The sequence below is a fragment of the Epibacterium sp. Ofav1-8 genome, from assembly GCF_022348185.1.
Classification (GTDB): domain Bacteria; phylum Pseudomonadota; class Alphaproteobacteria; order Rhodobacterales; family Rhodobacteraceae; genus Epibacterium.
Map to the genome: position 1 here is coordinate 145,947 of NZ_JAKRFD010000002.1, position 19,715 is coordinate 165,661.

Genomic DNA, 19,715 nt, shown 5'->3' on the forward strand with positions numbered 1-19,715 from the left:
GCAACACCGCTGCCTGAAGGAACGCGCGCTTCCTTAGCCAAACATCTGCTTTGTGGGGCGAACGATCACCTGTTGCAGAACCTCATCCGCAGCATGCGCGCCTGTGTGGTGGGCGGTCATATTTGCTGACGAAAAAAAGGGCTGGCGACACCCGTCGCCAGCCCGCCAATGCCCGTTTGGTGGCATCCAAGAGGCTGACGGTGGGGTCAGCTTGCGAAACGGGTCTCGGTGCCGGGTCTGTCGTTCGATGCGGACGCGGTGCTCACCTTGCCAACTCGAAAACTCGAGATGCTGCTGGCCAGTTTGTCCGCATCGCTTGCAAGTGTTTGCCCTGCTGCGGTTGTCTCTTCCACCATCGCTGCGTTGTGCTGGGTCACACTGTCCATCTGGGCAACACCTGTGTTGATCTCGCCCAGTGTGATCGATTGTTCGGATGCGCCGCGCGCAATGTCAGCGATGTTGTCCGCGATGGTCGCAACCACGTTGATGATCTTTTCCAGCTCCTCGCCGGCATTGCCGACCAGCTCCACACCAGCTTTGACGTGGGAAGAGCTTTCGGTGATCAGCGCCTTGATCTCACCGGCTGCCTCTGAAGACCGCTGTGCTAGGCCGCGTACTTCCGACGCCACGACAGCAAAGCCGCGGCCAGCCTCGCCGGCGCGGGCGGCTTCGACACCTGCGTTGAGCGCCAGAAGGTTGGTCTGAAAGGCAATATCGTCGATGACGGAAATGATGTTGGTGATCTGTTGAGAGGAACTCTCGATCCGCGCCATCGCCTCGACCCCTTTGGCGACCACGGCGCCGCCATTCTCGGCGGTCTTCTTCGCCTCTACCGTGGAGGCCTCGACTTCAGATGCACCTTCCGCGGACTGGCGCACCGTCGCAGTCAGTTCTTCCATTGCAGCCGCTGTTTGCTCCAGAGTCGCCGCCTGGGTTTCGGTGCGTTTGGACAGATCGGAGGACGCCTCGCAAATTTCACGTGACGTACGCTCGATCGCGCTGGAGATCTCTTGAACCATCGAAATCGACGCGCAGAGCCTTTGCGACGCTTTCTCCAGATTGTCACCAATCAACCGCAGGTCAGGAAGATTTGATTTTTGAAAGGTGAGTTCGAGGTTGCCGTTGCTGAGGTCTTCGAGCGCTTTGGCGATTTCTGCGACGCCGGTCTGGCGCTCGGTGATGTCGCTTGCGATTTTCATGACGCCAATGACGTTGCCCTCGTGGTCGTGCAATGGCGCATAGGTGGCTTGGATCCACACTATGTCGCCGTGTTTGGTTACGCGCGGAAACTGGTCAGTGAAACTCTCTCCGGCGGCAAGCTGCGTCCAGAAATTCGAATACTCTTCAGATTTTGCGTATTCTTCATCAACAAACATGGAATGATGCCGGCCCACAATTTCGTCCAGCGAATATCCGACGGTCGACAGGAAGTTCTCGTTTGCCTCTATGATGGTGCCATCACTTTGAAAACGAATGGTCGCCTGTGTCTTGTCGATCATGTTCAGCACAAACTCCTGAGCGTTGAGATTCGCATCAGGTTTGGACTTGGAGCGTAAACGAGTGAACATCCTAGCAGCACCTTCTTTGGTGTGAATCGTTACATTGCGGATCTTCTATATTTGGTATGTTGAAAATCAGTAAATTATCGTGAGAGAAATCTTACGCGCGTGAAAGACCTGTCACCTGTCCCGTGAACCAGCACGTGATCACTATTTTTGCCAACGCGGATGCGGTAGCCGCCGGCCTATCATCCAGGGTGACTGGCCGTTGCCTTGGGCGATCAACTCGCGGATCTCCTGTGACTTGTTGGAGATCCATGCCCCAATGAGCCGCTTCTTGTCGAATGGCCGGTTCTCGCGATACCGCTTACCCTTCCGTATAATGTCGATCTGTGCCAAGTAGGCCATCGATCCATCAGCGCGTTTTGTTCCATGACTGGCATGCCCCAACATCTCCCGAAATATCCCCAACAGTTGTGGGGGGAAGGTGTCAGAACGTGCAAAAATACGCAGCAGACAGCCGGTTTTCGAGCCAGGGAAACGAGACGATGACGAGTGAAAATACCTTGAAAACAGATCTTTGGCGCGCTGCTCGCTTTTCGGTTGCTCCGATGATGGATTGGACGACGCGCGAGTGCAGATATCTCCACCGGCTGCTGTCAAAAGGAACGCTGCTTTATACCGAGATGGTCACGGCGCCGGCTCTGGTGCGGGGGCGGGCGATGCACTTGCTGGACCATGATGACAGCGAACATCCGGTGGCGCTGCAATTGGGGGGCTCCGACCCGCAGGAGCTGGCCGAGGCCGCGCGGCTTGGCGCCGATGCCGGCTATGATGAGATCAATCTCAACTGCGGCTGCCCAAGTGACCGCGTGCAATCGGGGGCCTTTGGCGCGATCCTGATGCAAAGCCCTGAACTGGTTGCGGAGTGCATGGCCGCGATGGCCGAGGCCGTGGATGTCGAGGTGACGGTGAAGTGCCGCATCGGTGTCGATGACCAGACCCCCGAGGAGATCCTTCCGACGTTTTTGGAGAAGATCCGCGCTGCCGGGGTGTCCCGTGTCACCATCCACGCGCGCAAGGCTTGGTTGCAGGGATTGTCGCCCAAGGAAAACCGCGATGTGCCGCCGCTTGACTACGATCTGGTGCACCGGATGAAGGCCGCCTTTCCTGATATGCACATATCCATCAACGGCGGTATCGCCTCGCTCGAGGAGGCGGAGGCGCATTTGGCGCGCGGTCTGGACGGGGTGATGGTGGGGCGTGCCGCCTATCATCAACCGGCGGATCTGCTGTGCGCGGCGGATCCCAGGATCTATGGCTGCGGATCGGCCAGCGATCCTGTCGACGTGGTGCGGCAGATGCTGCCCTATATCGAGCGCGAGATGCAGAAAGGGGCCCGGTTGCACCAGGTTACCCGCCATATGCTGGGCCTGTTTGCCGGACGTCCCGGCGCGCGGCAATGGCGGCGTCACCTGTCTGAGGGCAGCAGCCGCAAGGGCGCCGGGCCGCAGCTGGTCGAGGAGGCGCTGGACCTCGTGCTGGCGCGGGCGGCTTGATGCAGGGCGCGCGCGTTCATTTCTTCGAAAAGGGCTGGGTTCGGTTTCCGGCGAACGGCGAGACCCTGGCCTGGGCCGAGCATGCGCGCGGGCAGGGCATAAAGGCCGTTGCGGACCCCGCGCATGCGCCCTGGATCGATTGCGAGGGCACCTGGTTCATCGGCGTGGATGCCTTGCCCAATGATCCGCAGGGACGGTTGCGGGGCGGGCCCGAACTCGCAGGGCCGGCGCTTCAGTTCATTGCCACCCACCTCGGCGGCATCGGGACGCTGCACCCGGCGCAGCTTTCGGTGATCTACCCGGGCTACCCGCGGCCGCGGCGGGGCGAAAGCGCGGCCGCGTTTGGCTATCGCCGCAATCGCGACGCGGCCCATGTGGACGGGGTAAAGATGTTTGGCGATGCCCGCCGCCGCCGGGTGGAGGAGCCGCACGCCTGGGTGCTTGGAGTGCCGCTCAACCGTGCCAGTGCAGATGCCGCGCCGCTGGTGGTCTGGGAAGGCAGTCACGAAATCATGCGCGCGGCCTTCTCTGCCGCCTTTGATGGCGTCGATCCGGCGCAATGGCATGAGGTTGATGTGACCGAGGCCTATGGCGCGGCCCGGCGCGCGGTGTTCGAGACCTGCCCGCGGATCACGGTTCACGCGCAACCGGGCGAGGCCTATCTCATGCATCGGCTCTGCCTGCATGGGGTCGCTCCCTGGGCCGAGGGGGCCTCCGCGCCGGAGGGGGAGGGGCGGATGATCGCTTACTTCCGTCCCGAGATGCAGGATTGGCAGGCCCATTGGCTCGCCGATCCCTGAGGCCGTCGGCAGCAGTGCAGCGCCTTTCCTATCGGGTGCCACCCACCTGCGGCCTGCCGGCGGGGCGATGATTCAAATGCCGATCCCCGGGCGGAATGCGTCCTGACCCTAGCGGCGCCCGCTGCGTGCGGCGCGCCCGCCCCGTCGCCCTTTGGGCGCGGCAGAGCGGGAGGGCAGCTCTGCCATTACCTCGGCGCGTTCCGGGGCGCTCATCTTGGACCAGCGGGTGATTTCGTCAATGGAACGGGCGCAGCCGGTGCAGAGCCGTGTCTCCGGGTGGATGACACAGAGCTTGATGCACGGGCTCTCGATTTCCTGCCGTTTCCAGACGTCATCAGACATGCTTCAACCGCTCCTCATGTGGCGCAACCGGTCCAGCGCCCCTTGCAGGATATACGAAGCAGCAACATGGTCGATCACCTCGGAGCGACGTTTTCGGGACGTATCGGCCTCCAGAAGCGCGCGTTCGGCCGCGACGGTGGACAGGCGCTCGTCCCAGAAACCGATAGGCACATCGGTCACACGCGACAGGTTGCGGGCAAAGGCGCGGGTGGATTGGCAGCGCGGCCCTTCGGAGCCATCCATATTGCGCGGCAACCCCAGGACAATGCCGCCGATCTCGCGCCCGGCGATGATCTCAAGCAGGCGATTGCTGTCGAGGGTGAACTTCTTGCGTCGGATCGTTTCCAGCGGGGTGGCCACGGCGCCGATCCGGTCGGAGACGGCAACGCCGATGGTCTTTTCGCCAAAATCGAGCCCGACCAGTGCGGTCATCGGGGGCAGGGCGTCGGCGAACTCATCAAACAGATCGTGGATCATTGGCTCGCCTCCATGCGGTCGCGTGCTGCGGCCAGCATCTCCAGCGCCGCGTCATTGCCGGCAAATTGGGTTTGCGCCTCGGCATAGATCTCGCGGGCCTGCTCGATGCGGCCCAAAACGCCAAGCGCGGTGATCAGCCGGGCCCATTCCGCCGGGCTGCCGCCTTCTTCGGCAAGGCGTGTTGCGAGGCCGGAGACCATGCCCTCAATCATCTGCTGGCGATCCTCCGCGGACAGGTCCTGCATCGCCGCCATCTGTTCGGCGCTGGGGCCGGGCAGGGCGGGGGCGCCGTCGGCTGTGCCGCCGGGGGTAATCGGGCGATAATCGACACCGGCCAGTGTCGCCATTTCGGGGATCTGGGCCTGGATCGCGCGGATCCACGGTGCGCCGGGCGGGCCTTGGCGCAGGGTCTCGGCCCAGATCTGGAACCCGCGATCCGGTCGCCCGACCTGTCCCATCAGGAGCCCCATATAATACCGTGCGCGGCCATCCTCCGGCTGCTGCGACAGCGCGCGCAACAGTAGCGCTTCCGCCTCGGGAGAGACATAACCGCCGGCCGCCATGACGTGTAGTTCGGCCTGGTCGATCAGCAACTGCGGATCAACATCACCCTCTTGCAGGGCAATATAGCGGGCGTTGGCCTCATACGCGGCCTTGAAATTGCCCAGTCGCGCCTCGTGCCGGGCCAGAAGCTGCTGGCCGCGTGCATCGTCGGGGCGATCCGCGGTGGCTGTGCGAAGTTCCTCGACCAGGCGCTGATAGTTCGGATCGATCTCCGGTGTCGGCGATGTGGGCAGGCGGGCCTCTGCCTCCTGCTGACCGGGGCGCGTGCGGGCGCGCTCTTCGGCCAGGGCGATACGATGATCGAGCCCGAAATCGCCATAGCCCGGTGCCCCGATCTGCCAGTAGAGCGCAGCGGTGCCGCCCACAACCACAAGCGCCATCACCGCCGCAGTGACACGGCTGGGGCCATTGGGTTGCGGCGCGCCGGTTTCCGCCGCCTGAACCTGTGCATCCGCGGCCAGAATGCGGCGCGAGATCTCGGTGCGCAGCCGTTCCGCATCGGCGGCGGTGACGATGCCACGGGCGACATCCCGGTCCAGATCCTTCAATTGCTGGCGATAGACCCGCAGGTCATAGGCCGCCGCCGGTTCGCCTGATCCGTTTTTGTTGCGCAGCAACACCAGCGCCAGAAACCCCGCCATCACAAGGGTCAACGCACCGGTCAAAATCCAAAAAGCCATGGTCTCTCCGCCGTTTGTTCCCATGTATAGATGCGGGCGCGCAGAAAAAAGCCCTATTGCTGCGACCCGCTGTCCCGTCTGCGGCGCGGGTGCGGGTGCGTCAGATCCGAGGGGCGCGGCCAATTCCCGGGCTGCGGCAGAGGCGATGTCGCAAACCTGACGAAACGCGACGATTAACGGCGCGGGGCGGGGCGCAAACGCAGGCATACCTATGTGCAGACACGAAGCATTGGATTCGCTCATGAAACGCTATTCAGCCTTTGCAGTGGCGCGGGAAGGTCTGCGCTACCACAGCGGGTGGGAACGCGCCTGGCGCTCACCCGAACCCAAACGCCACTACGATGTGATCATCGTGGGGGCCGGTGGCCATGGGCTTGCCACCGCCTACTACCTGGGTAAGAACTTCGGTATCACCAATGTTGCGGTGATCGAAAAGGGCTGGCTCGGCGGCGGCAACACCGGCCGGAACACCACCATTATCCGGTCGAACTATCTGCAGGACCCCTCTGCCGCGATCTATGAAAAAGCGCGCAGCCTCTATGAGGACCTGTCTCAGGACTTCAACTACAACATCATGTTCAGCCCCCGTGGCGTGATCATGCTGGCCCAGACCGAGCATGAGGTGCGCGGCTACAAGCGCACCGCCCATGCCAATGCCCTGCAGGGCGTCTCCACCGAGTGGATCGAACCCGCACGTGTCAAGGAACTGGTGCCGATCATCAACCTCGAAGGTCCGCGCTATCCGGTGCTGGGCGGCCTCTGGCAGGAACGCGGCGGCACCGCCCGTCACGATGCGGTGGCCTGGGGCTATGCGCGGGCGTGCTCCGACATGGGCATGGACATCATCCAGAAATGCGAAGTCACCAATGTGCGCACCGAAAACGGGCGTGTTGTCGGCGTCGACACCACCAAGGGTGCGATCGATTGCGACAAGCTCGGCATGGTGGTTGCGGGCAATTGTTCTGTGCTGTCTGAGATGGCGGGCTTCCGTCTTCCGGTGGAATCCGTGGCCCTGCAGGCGCTGGTCTCCGAGCCGATCAAACCCTGCATGGATGTGGTCGTCATGGCCAACACGGTGCACGGCTACATGTCGCAATCCGACAAGGGCGAGATGGTCATTGGCGGCGGCACCGACGGCTACAACAACTACACCCAACGCGGCTCCTTCCATCATATCGAGGAAACCGTACGCGCGCTGGTCGAGACCTTCCCGATGGTCAGCCGCCTGAAGATGCTGCGCCAATGGGGCGGTATCGTGGATGTGACCGGCGACCGCTCGCCGCTGATTTCCAAGACCCCGGTGCAGAACTGCTTTGTCAACGCAGGCTGGGGCACGGGCGGCTTCAAGGCGATCCCGGGCTCCGGCTGGGCGATGGCGGAACTGATGGCGTCCGGGCATTCGAGCCTGGCCGAGGAGTTCTCCATGATGCGCTTCAAGGAAGGAAAATTCATCGACGAGAGCGTCGCAGCCGGGGTGGCCCACTGATGCGCGCCGCTCGCCCCTGGTCTCCCATGGGTCCGTCTGCCGCGCCTGCGGTGGGGAACTTCTGCGCGCGTTCGGGCGTTCTAGCCCGGAACGCACTGAAACGCAGGAGGCAACCATGTCTGATCAAACGCAACACTCGTCCGGTTCCGGCAACGGGGCGCTCGCCTTCATTCTCGGCGGTGTCGTTGTCGCGCTTGCCGTCCTTGGCTGGTTCGTTCTTGGCGGTGAAAACCCCGTTGACGAACCCGATGTCAGCATCGAACTGCCCGGTGGCGGCGCCATCGAAGGTGACATCGAAGGCAACTGACCATCAGGGGCACGCTGCCTCTGCTGGTGGCGTGTCCCGCACCCGCGACACGCGTTTGCCCCGACGTGTGACCTTCGCGGCAGCAACCGGCGTGACCGCTGCTGCCTCCGGGGCCGCTCCCCGAACATTCTATCCCGCGACACTGCCTGCCATCTGGGCTGCGCAGGGCGCTGCTGTAACTCTTTCGACGGAGCACGCAAAATGCTGATCCTTGAATGTCCCTATTGCGGTGTCAAAGCCGAAGAAACCGAACTGCATGGCGGTGGCGAAGCGCATCTGAAACGCTTTGGTCCCGGCTCCTCGGACGATGAATTCCATGACTACCTGTTCATGAAGGAAAACCCGCGCGGGGTGCACCTGGAACGGTGGCGTCACGTCAACGGCTGCGGCAAGTGGTTCCACGCCGCCCGCTGCACCCAGACGCTCGAGGTCTTCGCCACCTACAGCGCCCAGACCACCGAGCCGCCGCAGGAGGTCAAGGACAAGATCTCCGCCAAACGTCCGGGCTGGACCTGGCGCGAATTCGAAGGTTGATCGCCATGTTTCATCTTTTCCCAAATACCTCCGCCGGAGGCTCCCAGACCTCCTGCCGCGAAAGGGTCGCATCATGAGCACGCGTCTCGCCAAACAGGGTCGTCTCATCGACCGCTCCAAACAGATCGAGTTTTCCTTTAACGGCAAAAAGCTCAAGGGCTATGCCGGGGACACGCTTGCCTCTGCGCTTCTCGCCAATGACCAGATGCTGGTCGGGCGCTCGTTCAAATATCACCGCCCGCGCGGCCTCGTCGCCTCTGGCTCCGAAGAGCCGAACGCGCTGGTGGGCCTCGGGTCCAGCGACCGCTTTGAGCCGAACCAGCGCGCCACCACCACCGAGCTGTTCTCGGGCCTGTCCGCCCAGTCGCAGAACCACTGGCCGAGCCTCGAATATGACGTGGGCGAGCTTAACTCGAAGTTCTTCTCCCGCTTCCTGACCGCCGGCTTCTACTACAAGATGTTCATCCACCCGCGTCCCTTCTGGAAGCATGTGTATGAGCCCTTCATTCGCCAGTCCGCAGGTCTGGGCAAAGCGCCCGACAAGGAACTGAAGGACGCCGACACCTACGAGCACTTCTACTATTTCTGCGATGTGCTGGTGATCGGGGGCGGTGTGGCCGGTTTGCAGGCAGCGAAATCTGCCGCAGCAACGGGCGCCAAGGTGCTGGTTCTGGAAGAAAAATCCTATTGGGGTGGTCGCACGCCTGTGGATGGCGGCACCATCGAGGGGTTGGACGCCGAGGCCTGGATCGCCAAAACCGTTGCCGAGCTTGAGGCGATGGACAATGTCACCCTGCGCACGCGCACCATGGGCGCGGGCGTCTATGACCACGGCTATATCCTCGGTTACGAGCGCCTGACCGACCACGCGCCGGGTCAGGGTGGTCCGCGTCACCGCCTGTGGCGCATCCGCGCGACGCAAACCGTGACCGCAACCGGTGCCATCGAACGCCCGCTGTCCTTTGCGGGCAACGACGTGCCGGGCGTGATGCTGGCGGCCTCGATGCGCGACTACGTGGTGAACTGGGGTGTGACCCCGGGCCAGAAGGTCGTCGTCGCCACCAACAACGACGATGCCTACCGCACCGCCATCTCCCTGCATGAAGCAGGCGTCGAGGTGGTCCGCGTGCTGGACACCCGTGAAAGCGGCGGCGGCGATCTGGCCGACAAGGTCCGCGCGCTTGGCATCCGTGTCGAATGTGGCAGGGCGATCGCCAAGGTCAAGGACGGCAAACGCGTCACCAAGGTCGCCATCTGCGCCCAGAACGGCGAGGGCGGTGCCCGCGAGGAAATCGAGGCCGATGCGGTGGCGATGTCCGGCGGCTGGTCGCCGGTGGTGCACCTGTGGTCTCACTGCGGTGGCAAGCTGACCTGGGATGACGCCCAGGCGCATTTCCGCCCCGATCCGGAGCGCGCGCCCACCGGTCATGACGGCAAACCCTTTGTGGTGACCGCAGGCTGTGCTTCCGGTCCGCTCACGCTCTCTGCCGTGATGGCGGATGCGGCAGCAGCCGGAGCCAAGGCGGCAGAGGCGGCTGGACGTCCGGCTCAATCGGTGGTTGAGGTTGCGACCTCTGATCTCACCGAGGCGCCGATGGAAGCGGTGTGGATGATGCCCGCCAAGGCCGACATCAAACTGCGCATGAAGACCTGGCTCGACTATCAGAACGACGTCAAGGTCTCCGACGTGCAGCTGGCTGCGCGCGAGGGCTATGAAAGCGTCGAGCACACCAAGCGCTACACCACGCTGGGCATGGCGACCGATCAGGGGAAACTCTCCAACATCAACGGTTTGGCAATCCTTGCGGATAGCCTGGGCGCAGAGATCCCGCAGGTTGGCACCACCACCTTCCGCCCACCGTACCACCCGATCTCGATGGCTTCGATCGCCGGCGAGGCGCGGGGTGAGATCTTCCAGCCGCTGCGCAAGACGCCGATGTACGACTGGCACGACAGCAACGGCGCCCATTGGGAGCCGGTCGGCCACTGGCGCCGCCCCTATGCCTATGTGCGCGCGGGCGAAAGCGTTCATGATGCGGTCAATCGCGAGGTCAAGAACACCCGCGAGAACCTTGGCCTGCTGGATGCGTCCACCCTCGGCAAGCTGATCGTCAAAGGGCCGGATGCGGGCAAGTTCCTCGACATGCTCTACACCAACATGATGAGCACGCTGAAGATCGGCAAATGCCGCTATGGTCTGATGTGTTCCGAGAACGGCTTCCTCGATGACGACGGCGTGGTTGCGCGCATCGATGAGGACACCTGGCTCTGCCACACCACCACCGGCGGTGCGGATCGCATCCACGCCCATATGGAGGAATGGCTGCAAACAGAATGGTGGGACTGGAAAGTCTATGTCACCAATGCCACCGAACAGCTGGCCCAGGTTGCCGTGGTCGGCCCCAACGCCCGCAAGGTGCTGGAAAAGCTGAACGCAAACGCGGGCGGCGGCATGGACCTCTCGAAAGAGGCGCTGGCCTTCATGGAGTGGAAGGATGGCGAGATCGGCGGCTTCAAGGCGCGCGCCTACCGCATCTCCTTCTCGGGCGAGCTGTCCTACGAGATCGCGGTTGCGGCCTCCGAGGGGCAGGCGTTCTGGAACGCGCTGGTCGAGGCGGGCAAGGAATTTGGCGTCATGCCCTATGGCACCGAATGCCTGCACATCCTGCGCGCCGAGAAGGGCTTCATCATGATCGGCGACGAGACCGATGGCACCGTGATCCCGCAGGATCTCGGCCTGCATTGGGCACTGTCGAAGAAGAAAGAGGACTACCTCGGCAAACGCGCACAGCAGCGCAGCCACATGGCTGATCCCGACCGCTGGCAACTGGTGGGTCTGGAAACCGTCGACGGTTCGGTGCTGCCGGATGGCGCTTATGCGGTGGGCAATGGCACCAACGCCAATGGTCAGAAGAACACCATCGGCCGGGTGACCTCCACCTACTACTCCGCCACGGTTGGTCGCGGTATCGCGATGGGTCTGGTGAAACACGGTCCCAAGCGCATGGGCGAGGTCCTCGACTTCCCCGGCACCGACGGGAAAATCTACAAAGCCAAGATCGTGGAGCCGATCTTTTACGACAAGGACGGGGAAAAGCAGAATGTCTAACGCTGTAAGCGCCCTGGGCGGCGCAAGCTTCGCCGGTCTGGCCAAGGTCACCGACACTGGTCTTGGCGGCATGATCACCCTGCGCGGCGATTTCGCCTCGGCCAAATTCCAGGCGGCGGTCAAGGCCGCCACCGGAACCGAGGTGCCGGCAACGCGCAAGATCGTCTTTGGCGACACGGGCGCGGCGGCCTGGATGTCGCCGGACGAACTGTTGTTGCTGGTGGATTACGACGGCGTTGATGCCGTCGTCGCCAAGCTGGGCGAGGATCTGGCGGGCGAGCACCATATGGCGGTCAACGTGTCCGATGCGCGGGCCTGTTTCTCGGTCAGCGGTGACGCCGCCTGCGAGGTGATCGCCAAGGTGGCACCGGTGGATCTGGACGACGGCCAGTTCCTGGCGGGTGACTTCCGCCGCACCCGCTTTGCCCAGGTGGCAGGCGCGTTCTGGCTGGATGAGGCGGGCGTGTTCCATATCGTCTGCTTCCGCTCGGTTGGCGAATACATGTTCAACCTCCTGAAGGCGGCGGCGCATCCGCAGTCCAAGGTTGGTGTCTACGCCTGACTTGACGCCAATTGGCAACAGATTTGGAAACCACGATGCGGCCCCCTTGCGGGGCCGTATTTCGTTTGCATATTCATGCCACGCTGAAGGATTTAAGGAACTGTTTTTATGTCTTTTTTCAACAACCGGCTTTGGTCCGGCGTGATCGCCCTGTGTCTGTCCGCAACGGCCTCCGCCGCAGAGGTCTGGATCTGTGATTTCAAGGATGGCACCCGCCGCAATACCATCCCGCCAAAGGTGCTCGTGGATCTGAGACCGGACGGCAGCGCCTTGGTCATGGACCCGTTCCTGGTTCATTTCGAGCAGGCGCCCAAACAGGCCAAATTCGTCAAGAACACCCAGACCAAGCTGCGTGTGCGGTGGCGCGTGGACGACGTGGAGTTCCAGGGCGGTCTGGCCACGGATATGGATTTCTCGCTCGTGCACGACAAACGCAAGAGCAAGGCCTTCATCACCGTGAGCATGCCCAGCTTTGACAATCGCGACAGCGGCACCGGGGCCTGCGCCCTGAGAAAGTGACCTGTTCAAACTCGGGTGTGGACGCGTGCGCCGGGGTCATGCAACGGTGTGAAATCGTCGCTTGATCGGCCGACATATGCGAGACCAGCCCGGGTTTCGATCCGGGTTGAATATATTTAAATTAGACAATTATTAAGCAGTATTTGTATCAAATGAAGGATTTATGGTGGGTATTTGTAAACCTTTCTCGACGTGGATAATGTTGATTTGTGTCACCTGCGGCGCAAGCGTTGTGCAAGCGGCGACGTACACTTGCACCTTCGACAAGGTTTTGGTCCAACATCCCTATCTCCCGGAAAAGCTCGTCTTTCGCGCGGATCGGATGTTGCATGCGGTGACGCTGAAGCAGGTTGATGTTGCGAATGTGAAGACATCCGGCGGCCCGGGGGTGGTCGAGCACCGAACCCCAAAACGGGTCCGTGTCAGCTGGTCCTCGTCCGATTATGTGCCGATCGGGCCGCTCCCAGGGCAACCCGGCAGCTACGGGCGTCTGAGGCCGGAGGACTATCGCTACACCTTCTCCCTGAGCCGCAGCGACAACCGGATCACAGCGCGGATCGTGGATCAGCGCTTCGGGGCCAGCCGAGGAAGTGCCGAAGGACGCTGCCAACTGCGCAAATGAATGGCGATTTACCGCACAAGCACTTGACCAATCCGAGGCAGAACCGCATGTATCCGTCAGGAACGCAACATTAAATGACAGGGGGCCAAAATGGCTTTTGAACTTCCCGACCTTCCCTATGCACATGATGCGCTGGCGTCCAAAGGCATGTCTGCCGAAACGCTGGAATACCACCACGACCTGCACCACAAGGCCTATGTCGACAACGGCAACAAGCTGATCGCGGGCACCGAGTGGGAAGGCAAGTCGCTCGAAGACATCATCACCGGCACCTACAACAAGGACGCCGTGGCGCAGAACGGGATCTTCAACAACATCTCGCAGCTGTGGAACCACAACCAGTTCTGGGAAATGATGGGCCCGGGCGACAGCGCCATGCCCTCCGAGCTGGAGAAGGCTCTGGTCGAGTCCTTCGGCTCTGTCGACAAGTTCAAGGAAGAGTTCTCCGCCGCAGGCGCCGGTCAGTTCGGCTCCGGCTGGGCGTGGCTGGTCAAGGACACCGATGGTGGCCTCAAGGTGACCAAGACCGAAAACGGCGTGAACCCGCTGTGCTTTGGTCAGACCGCGCTGCTGGGCTGTGACGTGTGGGAGCACTCCTACTACATCGATTTCCGCAACAAGCGCCCGGCCTATCTGTCGAACTTCCTCGACAACCTGGTGAACTGGGAAAACGTCGCCTCCCGCATGTAAGTGCGGCCAAGGTGTGAAATTCAAAGGCTCTGCCCGGTCCGGGTGGAGCCTTTTTTGTTGCCGATGTTCAGGTTCCTCGACCATTGCGGGCACTGTGGAACATCGGCGGTCTCCGGGCGTTGTTCCTGTGAACGGCAATGAAATGGAGGCTCAACATGGCAGAGCGTATGCGATCCAAGGACGGCCATCAGGAAACCCGGGATGTTCTGGGGGCTGAGGGTGCGATCTCTCACGGTGGGCGCAACGGCGGCCGGCTGGCCCGCGAAATCGCCAGCGCGGATGAGGAAAAGCGCGCTGTGGAGCGGCCAGCAGGAGCGACCCGTGTCACCAAGGCCAACGAACAGGAGGATCCGTCATGAGCAAGCTTGAACAAGGCACCTACATTCTGGTTACGGACAGCGAAAAGGCGCTCCTGCTTGAGAATATCACCGACGGGCAAAACCCGCATTTCGAGGTGAGAAAGAAAGAGGAGCAGGACAACCCGTCCGACCTTGAACAATCTGCCAACCGCCCGGGCCGCAAAGCGGACACCGGCGTCGGGCAGCGGTCGGCACTGGATGACACCGACTGGCACGAGCTGGCAAAGGAACGCTTCGCCGATGATATTGCCGACCTGCTCTATGCCCGGGCCCATCGCGGCAAGCTGGGTCCGCTGGTGCTGGTGGCGTCACCGCAGGTGCTGGGGGGCTTGCGCGGCAAGCTGCACAAGGAGGTGCAGGCGCTGATCCAGGACGAGATCCCCAAGACGCTGACCAACCATCCGCTTGATGAGATCGAGAAGATCGTGATGGATGAGCTCGCGGCCTGATCGCACCGTCTCAAACCGATTTTCGAAACAGCAGATAATCCCCGCCTTCGGGCGGGGTTTGTCATGTCGGAAGGCTTGCGATGCGTTCAGGTGGTGTGCTGGGGTCAGGTTGCCGTTGTGAGTGCCGTCAGCGCGTCCGGCACTGTCTGCGCCCAGACCAGCGTGTCCAGAACCGCCGCATCGGCAAAGCCTTCGGCAATCACGTGATTGGCCAGTGAGCGCAAGGGCTCCCAATAGCCGGCGGTGTTGAGGACCACGATGGGCTTGGAATGCAGCCCAAGCTGGCGCCAGGTGATGGCCTCGAACAGCTCGTCGAGCGACCCCATGCCGCCGGGCAGCAGGATCACCGCGTCTGCATTATAAAGCATCACCTTCTTGCGTTCATGCATGGTTTCGGTGACCACATAGGTGGTCAGGTCGCGCTTGCCGACTTCGCGCCTGACCAGATGTTCGGGGATGACGCCAAAGGTCTCGCCGCCGGCAGCTTGCGCTGCGCGGGCGACCGTGCCCATCAGACCCACATCCCCGGCGCCGTAGACCAGTCGCAGACCTGCCGCTGCCAACCCCGCGCCGAGGTCGCGGGCCGCATCCTCATAGGCCGGGTTCGTCCCCATGCGCGAGCCGCAATAGACACAGACAGATGTGACAGTCATGGCGCACCTTTCTCATTTTTAACGGGATTTCTCATCACGCCCGGAAAACATCGTGCTTTGACCCCTCATAGCGGTATTGCTAGGTTTGCTCAACCGAGCGGGCGGAAACAGTCAGCCGGTGCAAAGGGACACAGAGGAACCAGTCGCAAGATGACAAAAACAAGCGGGATAGGCCTGGGGACCGGGCTGGCCATCGGTACGGTTGCGGCGGTGGTCATCGTGGGCGGCGGGATCTTCCTCGCCCAGAGCGGCAGGCTCGGCGAGGCGGCGCAAACCGGGGTTCAGCGGCAGCTGGCCGCATTGGGGCTGGCGCAGCCCGCTGACCAGGCGCAGCCCCCCGCAGCCAAGCCCGAACCGGAGCCGGAGCCGGAGCCGGAGCCAACAGAGGCTGCGCCCGCAGAGGCGACCGCACCAGAGGATGTTCCAGACGTCGCCGCGGCGCCGGAACCGGCGTTTGAGCTGCGCGCGCCGGTGCTGGAGGTGGCCCGGTTCGAAACCGATGGCTCCGGGATCGTTGCGGGCTCGGCTCAGGTCGGGGTCGAGGTTCAGGTGCTTCTAGATGGCGCGGTTCTGGACACGCAGACCGTCCCGGAGGCGGGGGAGTTTGTCTCCTTTGTGTCCATCGAGGTCAGCGACCAGCCGCGTATCCTGACTCTGCTGTCCCGGTTCGACGGGCAGCAGCGCATGTCAGAGGACCGTTTCATCCTGGCCCCGATCCAGCCGCAGATTGCCGCAACCGATGAGACCCCGGAGGCGGACCCGGCACCGGGCGCAACGGCGGCGACGGAGGGCGACAGCGATGCGACTGATCTCGTGGTGGCCGACACATCCGAGGCTGTAGCGCCGCAGCCAGAGGACGAACCCGCGTCCACGTCATCGACCGCGACGACAACAGAGCCGGCGCAAGAATCCGCAACCGACGAAGATACGTCAGCGGCAGCTCGCGTCACAGAGGTGACACCACCCGCCACCGGAGGTGAGGATCGCCAGAGCGTTGCGGAGGCTGTTCCCACATCCCCGGCTGAAGAGACGCTTACCCCGGATGTGGCCGTGGCTGCTCCGGTCCCGGCGCAGCGGGAGACCACCGTGGTCGCAACAGACACCGTGTCCGCGCCACAAGCGCCGGACGACGATGCGGTGGCACAACAGGACGCTCTGACCACAGCGGAGGCCCCCTCCGTGCAGAGCGCGCCGGTGGCCGCTGAAACGCCGCCCGCCGCAACTGCGGTTACGGTGGCGGATGCCGACGCCGGAGTGCAGGACACGCAAACAGCGCCGCCGGTTGCCGCGGAGTCCACCCTGGTTGAGCCCGACACACCGCAGACGTCCACCGGCACGGCAACACCGAACATTGCCGCAGATGGCAATGCGACACCGCCGGAACCACAGACCACCGTCGCCGAGGCGCCCGCCACCGCGACCGAGGACCCGGTGGAGACGGATCCGGAGCCAGCGCCGCAGCCCGACGTCTCTGTCGCCGTGTTGCGCGCGGGCAGGGATGGGGTCACGCTGGTGCGACCCGCCAGCCCGGTTGCGCCGGCGCTGTTGGACAAGGTTGCACTGGACACCATCGGATATACCGATGCCGGCGAGGTGCAGCTTGCCGGACGTGCCAGGCCGGATGCGCTGGTGCGGGTCTATCTGGACAACAGTCCGGTGGCGGATATTCCCACGCGTGCCGACGGCCGCTGGTCGGGCAGTCTGACAGCCATCGCGCCGGGGATCTACACGCTGCGCCTCGATGAGATCGACCCGGTGGAGGGCAACGTGCTGAGCCGGCTGGAAACCCCCTTCAAACGCGAAGCGCCCGAGGTGTTGCAACCGGCGCTCGCGGCGCAGAGCGAGGCCGGCGGACCGGCACCGGCGATTGCGGCGGTTACCGTGCAGAAGGGCGATACCCTCTGGGCCATCTCGCAAGAGCGCTACGGCAGCGGGTTCCTCTACGTGCGCGTGTTCGAAGCCAACAAGGACGATATTCGCGACCCCGACCTGATCTACCCCGGACAGATCTTCACACTGCCGCAGTGAGGGCGTAGACAATAGCCACTGCTTTGCGCGCTCCTGTCGCCGGGGGCGCGTTTTCGCGTCGGCGGCCCGGCAGTATGACGCCAGCCCCTGAACCGGCGCAGATACGGCCGCACAGACTGAGACAAGGACCCCAGATGAGCCAAAGTGAGACGCCCACCGCCGCGCAGGAACGCCGTTCCGGGCTGCGCACGCTGCGCAAGGTCTGGCCCTACATCTGGCCGCAGGAGGCGCCGTCGGTGCGGGTCCGGGTGGTCCTGGCGATTGCGGTCCTGGTGGCCGCCAAGGGGATCGCGGTGGCGACTCCGATGCTCTATAAGGGCGCGGTGGATGCGCTTGCCGGCGAGGGCGTTCCGGTGCTGGCGCTTGGCGCGATCGGCCTGACCATCGCCTATGGTATGGCGCGGGTGATGAACACCGGGTTTCAGCAATTGCGTGATGCGGTGTTTGCCCCGGTGACGCAACGGGCGCTGCGGCGTCTGGCGCTCTCCACCTTCCGCCACATCCATGCGATGTCGATGCGCTATCACATGACCCGTAAGACCGGCGGCCTGAGCCGGATCATCGAGCGTGGCGTCAAGGGCGTGGAGTTCCTCCTGCGGTTCCTGGTGCTGTCGATCGGGCCGCTAATCCTGGAGCTGTCTCTGGTTGCGGTGGTGCTCGCCTGGATGTTCGACTTCTGGTATCTGGTGGCCGTTGCGGTCACCGTTGGTCTCTATGCCTGGTTCTCCTTTGCGGTGACGGAATGGCGGGTGCGCTTGCGGCGGGACATGAACACCCAGGACACCGATGCCAATCAGAAGGCGATCGACAGCCTGCTGAACTACGAGACGGTCAAATACTTCGGTGCCGAGGATCGCGAGGCCGAACGCTACGACGGGGCGATGAAGAACTACGCGGCCGCGGCGCTGAAAACGGCCTATTCGCTGGCGGCGTTGAACTTCGGTCAGGCGGTCATCATCACCACCGGGCTGGTCACGGTCATGGTGATGGCGGCTGCGGGGGTGGAGCGCGGCGATCTGACGGTGGGCGATTTTGTTATGGTCAACGCCTACATGATCCAGATCACCGGCCCGCTGGGGTTTCTGGGCACGGTCTATCGCGAGATCCGTCAAAGCCTGGTGGACATGGGCGAGATGTTCGACCTCCTGGAGCAGGCGCCGGACGTCGAAGACCGGCCTGATGCGCGGGAGCTGCGCGTGGACAAGGGCGAAATCCGATTGCAGCAGGTCGAATTCGGCTACGAGCCGGAGCGCCAGATCCTGAAAGGCGTCTCCCTGACGGTGCAGGGCGGACAAACGGTGGCGATCGTCGGATCGACCGGATCGGGGAAATCGACCATCGGGCGGCTGCTGTTCCGATTCTACGATGTCACCGGCGGTCAGCTGATGATCGACGGGCAGGATGTGCGCGACGTGACCCAGAAGAGCCTGCATGCCGCCATCGGCGTGGTGCCGCAGGACACGGTGCTGTTCAACGATACCATTCGCTACAACATCGCCTACGGGCGGTATGGCGCCAGCGAGGCCGAGATCATACAGGCCGCGCGCGATGCCCAGATCCATGATTTCATCGAAAGCCTGCCCGCAGGCTACGACACGCAGGTGGGCGAACGGGGGCTGAAGCTTTCGGGCGGTGAAAAACAGCGCGTCGGCATTGCCCGCACCTTGCTGAAGGACCCTCCGATCCTGCTGCTGGATGAGGCCACCTCGGCGCTTGATACCGACACCGAACAGGAGATCAAGACGGCGCTGGCCCGCGCCGGACAGGGGCGCACGGTGATCACCATTGCCCACCGGCTGTCAACCATCGCCGAAGCGGATCGCATCGTGGTGCTGGAGCAGGGCGAGATCGCCGAGACCGGAACCCATGACGCGCTGATCGGGCAGGGTGGGCGCTATGCGCAACTCTGGCACCGCCAACAGTCGGATCTGGACCGCGACTGAGGTTTCGGCGTCTCCCTGACCCCATGCGCGCGCTTTAGCGCTTTGGATTGTCATCTCTCTGTCATATTCTGGAACGGGTCGCTCCGCTTGGGGAGACGGTGCGGCGCGGATGGCGGTCTCTCCAGGGAGAACAGATGACCCAACGACTGAAACAGGCCCTGATGGCCCTTGTCCTGAGCGCTGCGGCCACCGTGTCGCACGCGGAGGATCTCGATTTTCTGCTGAGCAACGAAAGCAGCGCCGATCTGGTTGAATTCAACGTGTCCGTCGCGGAATCCGCGTCCTGGGAAGAGAACCTGCTGGCCGGCGGCTATCTGCAACCGGGATATGAGATCGACGTCGTGATTGCGGATGGCCAGTCCACCTGTGTTTACGACATTCGCGGTATCTTCTCCGATGGCGCGGTGCTGGAGGACTTCGGCCTCGATCTCTGTGCGTTGGGGGGCTACACCTTTTACGACTGACACTGCCGTTGCCAGATCAGCTGGCGTGGCAGATCGTGATGAAGATTGAAATTCGACGGCGGCACCTTG

Annotated in this window: 20 protein-coding genes; 15 read left to right on the forward strand and 5 right to left on the reverse strand. The window is 63.0% G+C overall.

What is annotated here, in order from left to right; all coding sequences use genetic code 11:
- Positions 1-206: 206 nt before the first annotated feature.
- Positions 207-1,568, reverse strand: a complete 1,362-nt coding sequence (locus MHM97_RS03510; RefSeq protein WP_239319509.1) for a methyl-accepting chemotaxis protein — start codon at positions 1,566-1,568, stop codon at positions 207-209.
- A 479-nt stretch (positions 1,569-2,047) separates the two neighbouring features.
- On the opposite strand from MHM97_RS03510, the gene dusA reads away from it, so the two are divergent.
- Both dusA and MHM97_RS03520 read left to right on the forward strand, forming a co-directional pair.
- On the forward strand, positions 2,048-3,058 hold the full coding sequence (gene dusA, locus MHM97_RS03515) for a tRNA dihydrouridine(20/20a) synthase DusA (protein ID WP_239319510.1): 1,011 nt from the start codon (positions 2,048-2,050) through the stop codon (positions 3,056-3,058).
- The gene (locus MHM97_RS03520; RefSeq protein ID WP_239319511.1) at positions 3,058-3,858 is read left to right on the forward strand and encodes a hypothetical protein; all 801 of its coding nucleotides are present in this window, start codon (positions 3,058-3,060) and stop codon (positions 3,856-3,858) included. Before dusA ends, MHM97_RS03520 begins: the two co-directional genes overlap by 1 nt.
- 108 nt (positions 3,859-3,966) lie before the next feature.
- On the opposite strand, the gene MHM97_RS03525 is transcribed toward MHM97_RS03520, so the two are convergent.
- The 3 genes from MHM97_RS03525 to ccmI are packed head-to-tail and all read right to left on the reverse strand — an operon-like array spanning position 3,967 to position 5,921.
- Positions 3,967-4,200, reverse strand: a complete 234-nt coding sequence (locus tag MHM97_RS03525; RefSeq protein WP_239319512.1) for a DUF1289 domain-containing protein — start codon at positions 4,198-4,200, stop codon at positions 3,967-3,969.
- Between the two features lie 3 nt (positions 4,201-4,203).
- Entirely contained in the window at positions 4,204-4,677 is a 474-nt protein-coding gene (ruvX, locus tag MHM97_RS03530; protein WP_239319513.1) for a Holliday junction resolvase RuvX, read from the reverse strand.
- Complete coding sequence (gene ccmI / locus MHM97_RS03535; protein ID WP_239319515.1) at positions 4,674-5,921, reverse strand: c-type cytochrome biogenesis protein CcmI; 1,248 nt, start codon at positions 5,919-5,921, stop codon at positions 4,674-4,676. Before ccmI ends, ruvX begins: the two co-directional genes overlap by 4 nt.
- Before the next feature lie 241 nt (positions 5,922-6,162).
- Here ccmI and MHM97_RS03540 point away from each other — a divergent pair, with 241 nt between their 5' ends.
- The 10 genes from MHM97_RS03540 to MHM97_RS03585 all read left to right on the forward strand — a co-directional run bounded on the left by MHM97_RS03540 (position 6,163) and on the right by MHM97_RS03585 (position 14,558).
- Positions 6,163-7,407, forward strand: coding sequence for a sarcosine oxidase subunit beta family protein (locus MHM97_RS03540; protein ID WP_239319516.1), 1,245 nt, complete (start codon positions 6,163-6,165; stop codon positions 7,405-7,407).
- A gap of 115 nt (positions 7,408-7,522) precedes the next feature.
- Entirely contained in the window at positions 7,523-7,714 is a 192-nt protein-coding gene (locus tag MHM97_RS03545; RefSeq protein WP_239319517.1) for a hypothetical protein, read from the forward strand.
- A 201-nt stretch (positions 7,715-7,915) separates the two neighbouring features.
- Positions 7,916-8,248: a sarcosine oxidase subunit delta gene (locus MHM97_RS03550; RefSeq protein WP_106165300.1), complete on the forward strand. Its 333-nt coding sequence runs from the start codon at positions 7,916-7,918 to the stop codon at positions 8,246-8,248.
- Positions 8,249-8,321: 73 nt separating this feature from the next.
- The gene (locus MHM97_RS03555) at positions 8,322-11,357 is read left to right on the forward strand and encodes a sarcosine oxidase subunit alpha family protein (protein WP_239319524.1); all 3,036 of its coding nucleotides are present in this window, start codon (positions 8,322-8,324) and stop codon (positions 11,355-11,357) included.
- A complete protein-coding gene (locus MHM97_RS03560; protein WP_239319527.1) occupies positions 11,350-11,919 on the forward strand; it encodes a sarcosine oxidase subunit gamma in 570 nt (189 codons plus the stop codon). Before MHM97_RS03555 ends, MHM97_RS03560 begins: the two co-directional genes overlap by 8 nt.
- A 108-nt stretch (positions 11,920-12,027) precedes the next feature.
- On the forward strand, positions 12,028-12,438 hold the full coding sequence (locus MHM97_RS03565; RefSeq protein ID WP_239319530.1) for a hypothetical protein: 411 nt from the start codon (positions 12,028-12,030) through the stop codon (positions 12,436-12,438).
- A gap of 163 nt (positions 12,439-12,601) precedes the next feature.
- A complete protein-coding gene (locus MHM97_RS03570; protein ID WP_239319533.1) occupies positions 12,602-13,060 on the forward strand; it encodes a hypothetical protein in 459 nt (152 codons plus the stop codon).
- A 90-nt stretch (positions 13,061-13,150) separates the two neighbouring features.
- Positions 13,151-13,750, forward strand: coding sequence for a superoxide dismutase (locus tag MHM97_RS03575; RefSeq protein WP_239319536.1), 600 nt, complete (start codon positions 13,151-13,153; stop codon positions 13,748-13,750).
- Between the two features lie 155 nt (positions 13,751-13,905).
- A complete protein-coding gene (locus MHM97_RS03580; protein WP_239319539.1) occupies positions 13,906-14,109 on the forward strand; it encodes a hypothetical protein in 204 nt (67 codons plus the stop codon).
- Positions 14,106-14,558: a host attachment family protein gene (locus MHM97_RS03585; protein ID WP_239319542.1), complete on the forward strand. Its 453-nt coding sequence runs from the start codon at positions 14,106-14,108 to the stop codon at positions 14,556-14,558. The genes MHM97_RS03580 and MHM97_RS03585 overlap by 4 nt, the downstream gene beginning before the upstream one ends.
- Positions 14,559-14,662: 104 nt before the next feature.
- Here the strand turns inward: MHM97_RS03585 and MHM97_RS03590 are convergent, their stop codons facing one another.
- Positions 14,663-15,211 (reverse strand): TIGR00730 family Rossman fold protein, encoded by a 549-nt coding sequence (locus tag MHM97_RS03590; protein ID WP_239319545.1) that lies wholly within the window; start codon positions 15,209-15,211, stop codon positions 14,663-14,665.
- Positions 15,212-15,361: 150 nt separating this feature from the next.
- Between MHM97_RS03590 and MHM97_RS03595 the strand changes: the two genes are divergently transcribed.
- From MHM97_RS03595 to MHM97_RS03605, 3 genes are all read left to right on the forward strand, one after another.
- On the forward strand, positions 15,362-17,239 hold the full coding sequence (locus MHM97_RS03595) for a LysM peptidoglycan-binding domain-containing protein (RefSeq protein WP_239319556.1): 1,878 nt from the start codon (positions 15,362-15,364) through the stop codon (positions 17,237-17,239).
- A gap of 134 nt (positions 17,240-17,373) precedes the next feature.
- A complete protein-coding gene (locus tag MHM97_RS03600; protein WP_239319557.1) occupies positions 17,374-19,182 on the forward strand; it encodes an ABCB family ABC transporter ATP-binding protein/permease in 1,809 nt (602 codons plus the stop codon).
- A 134-nt stretch (positions 19,183-19,316) separates the two neighbouring features.
- Positions 19,317-19,646 carry a hypothetical protein gene (locus tag MHM97_RS03605; RefSeq protein WP_239319558.1) on the forward strand — a complete coding sequence of 110 codons (330 nt, stop codon included), beginning with the start codon at positions 19,317-19,319 and terminating at the stop codon, positions 19,644-19,646.
- The last annotated feature ends 69 nt before the right edge of the window (positions 19,647-19,715 follow it).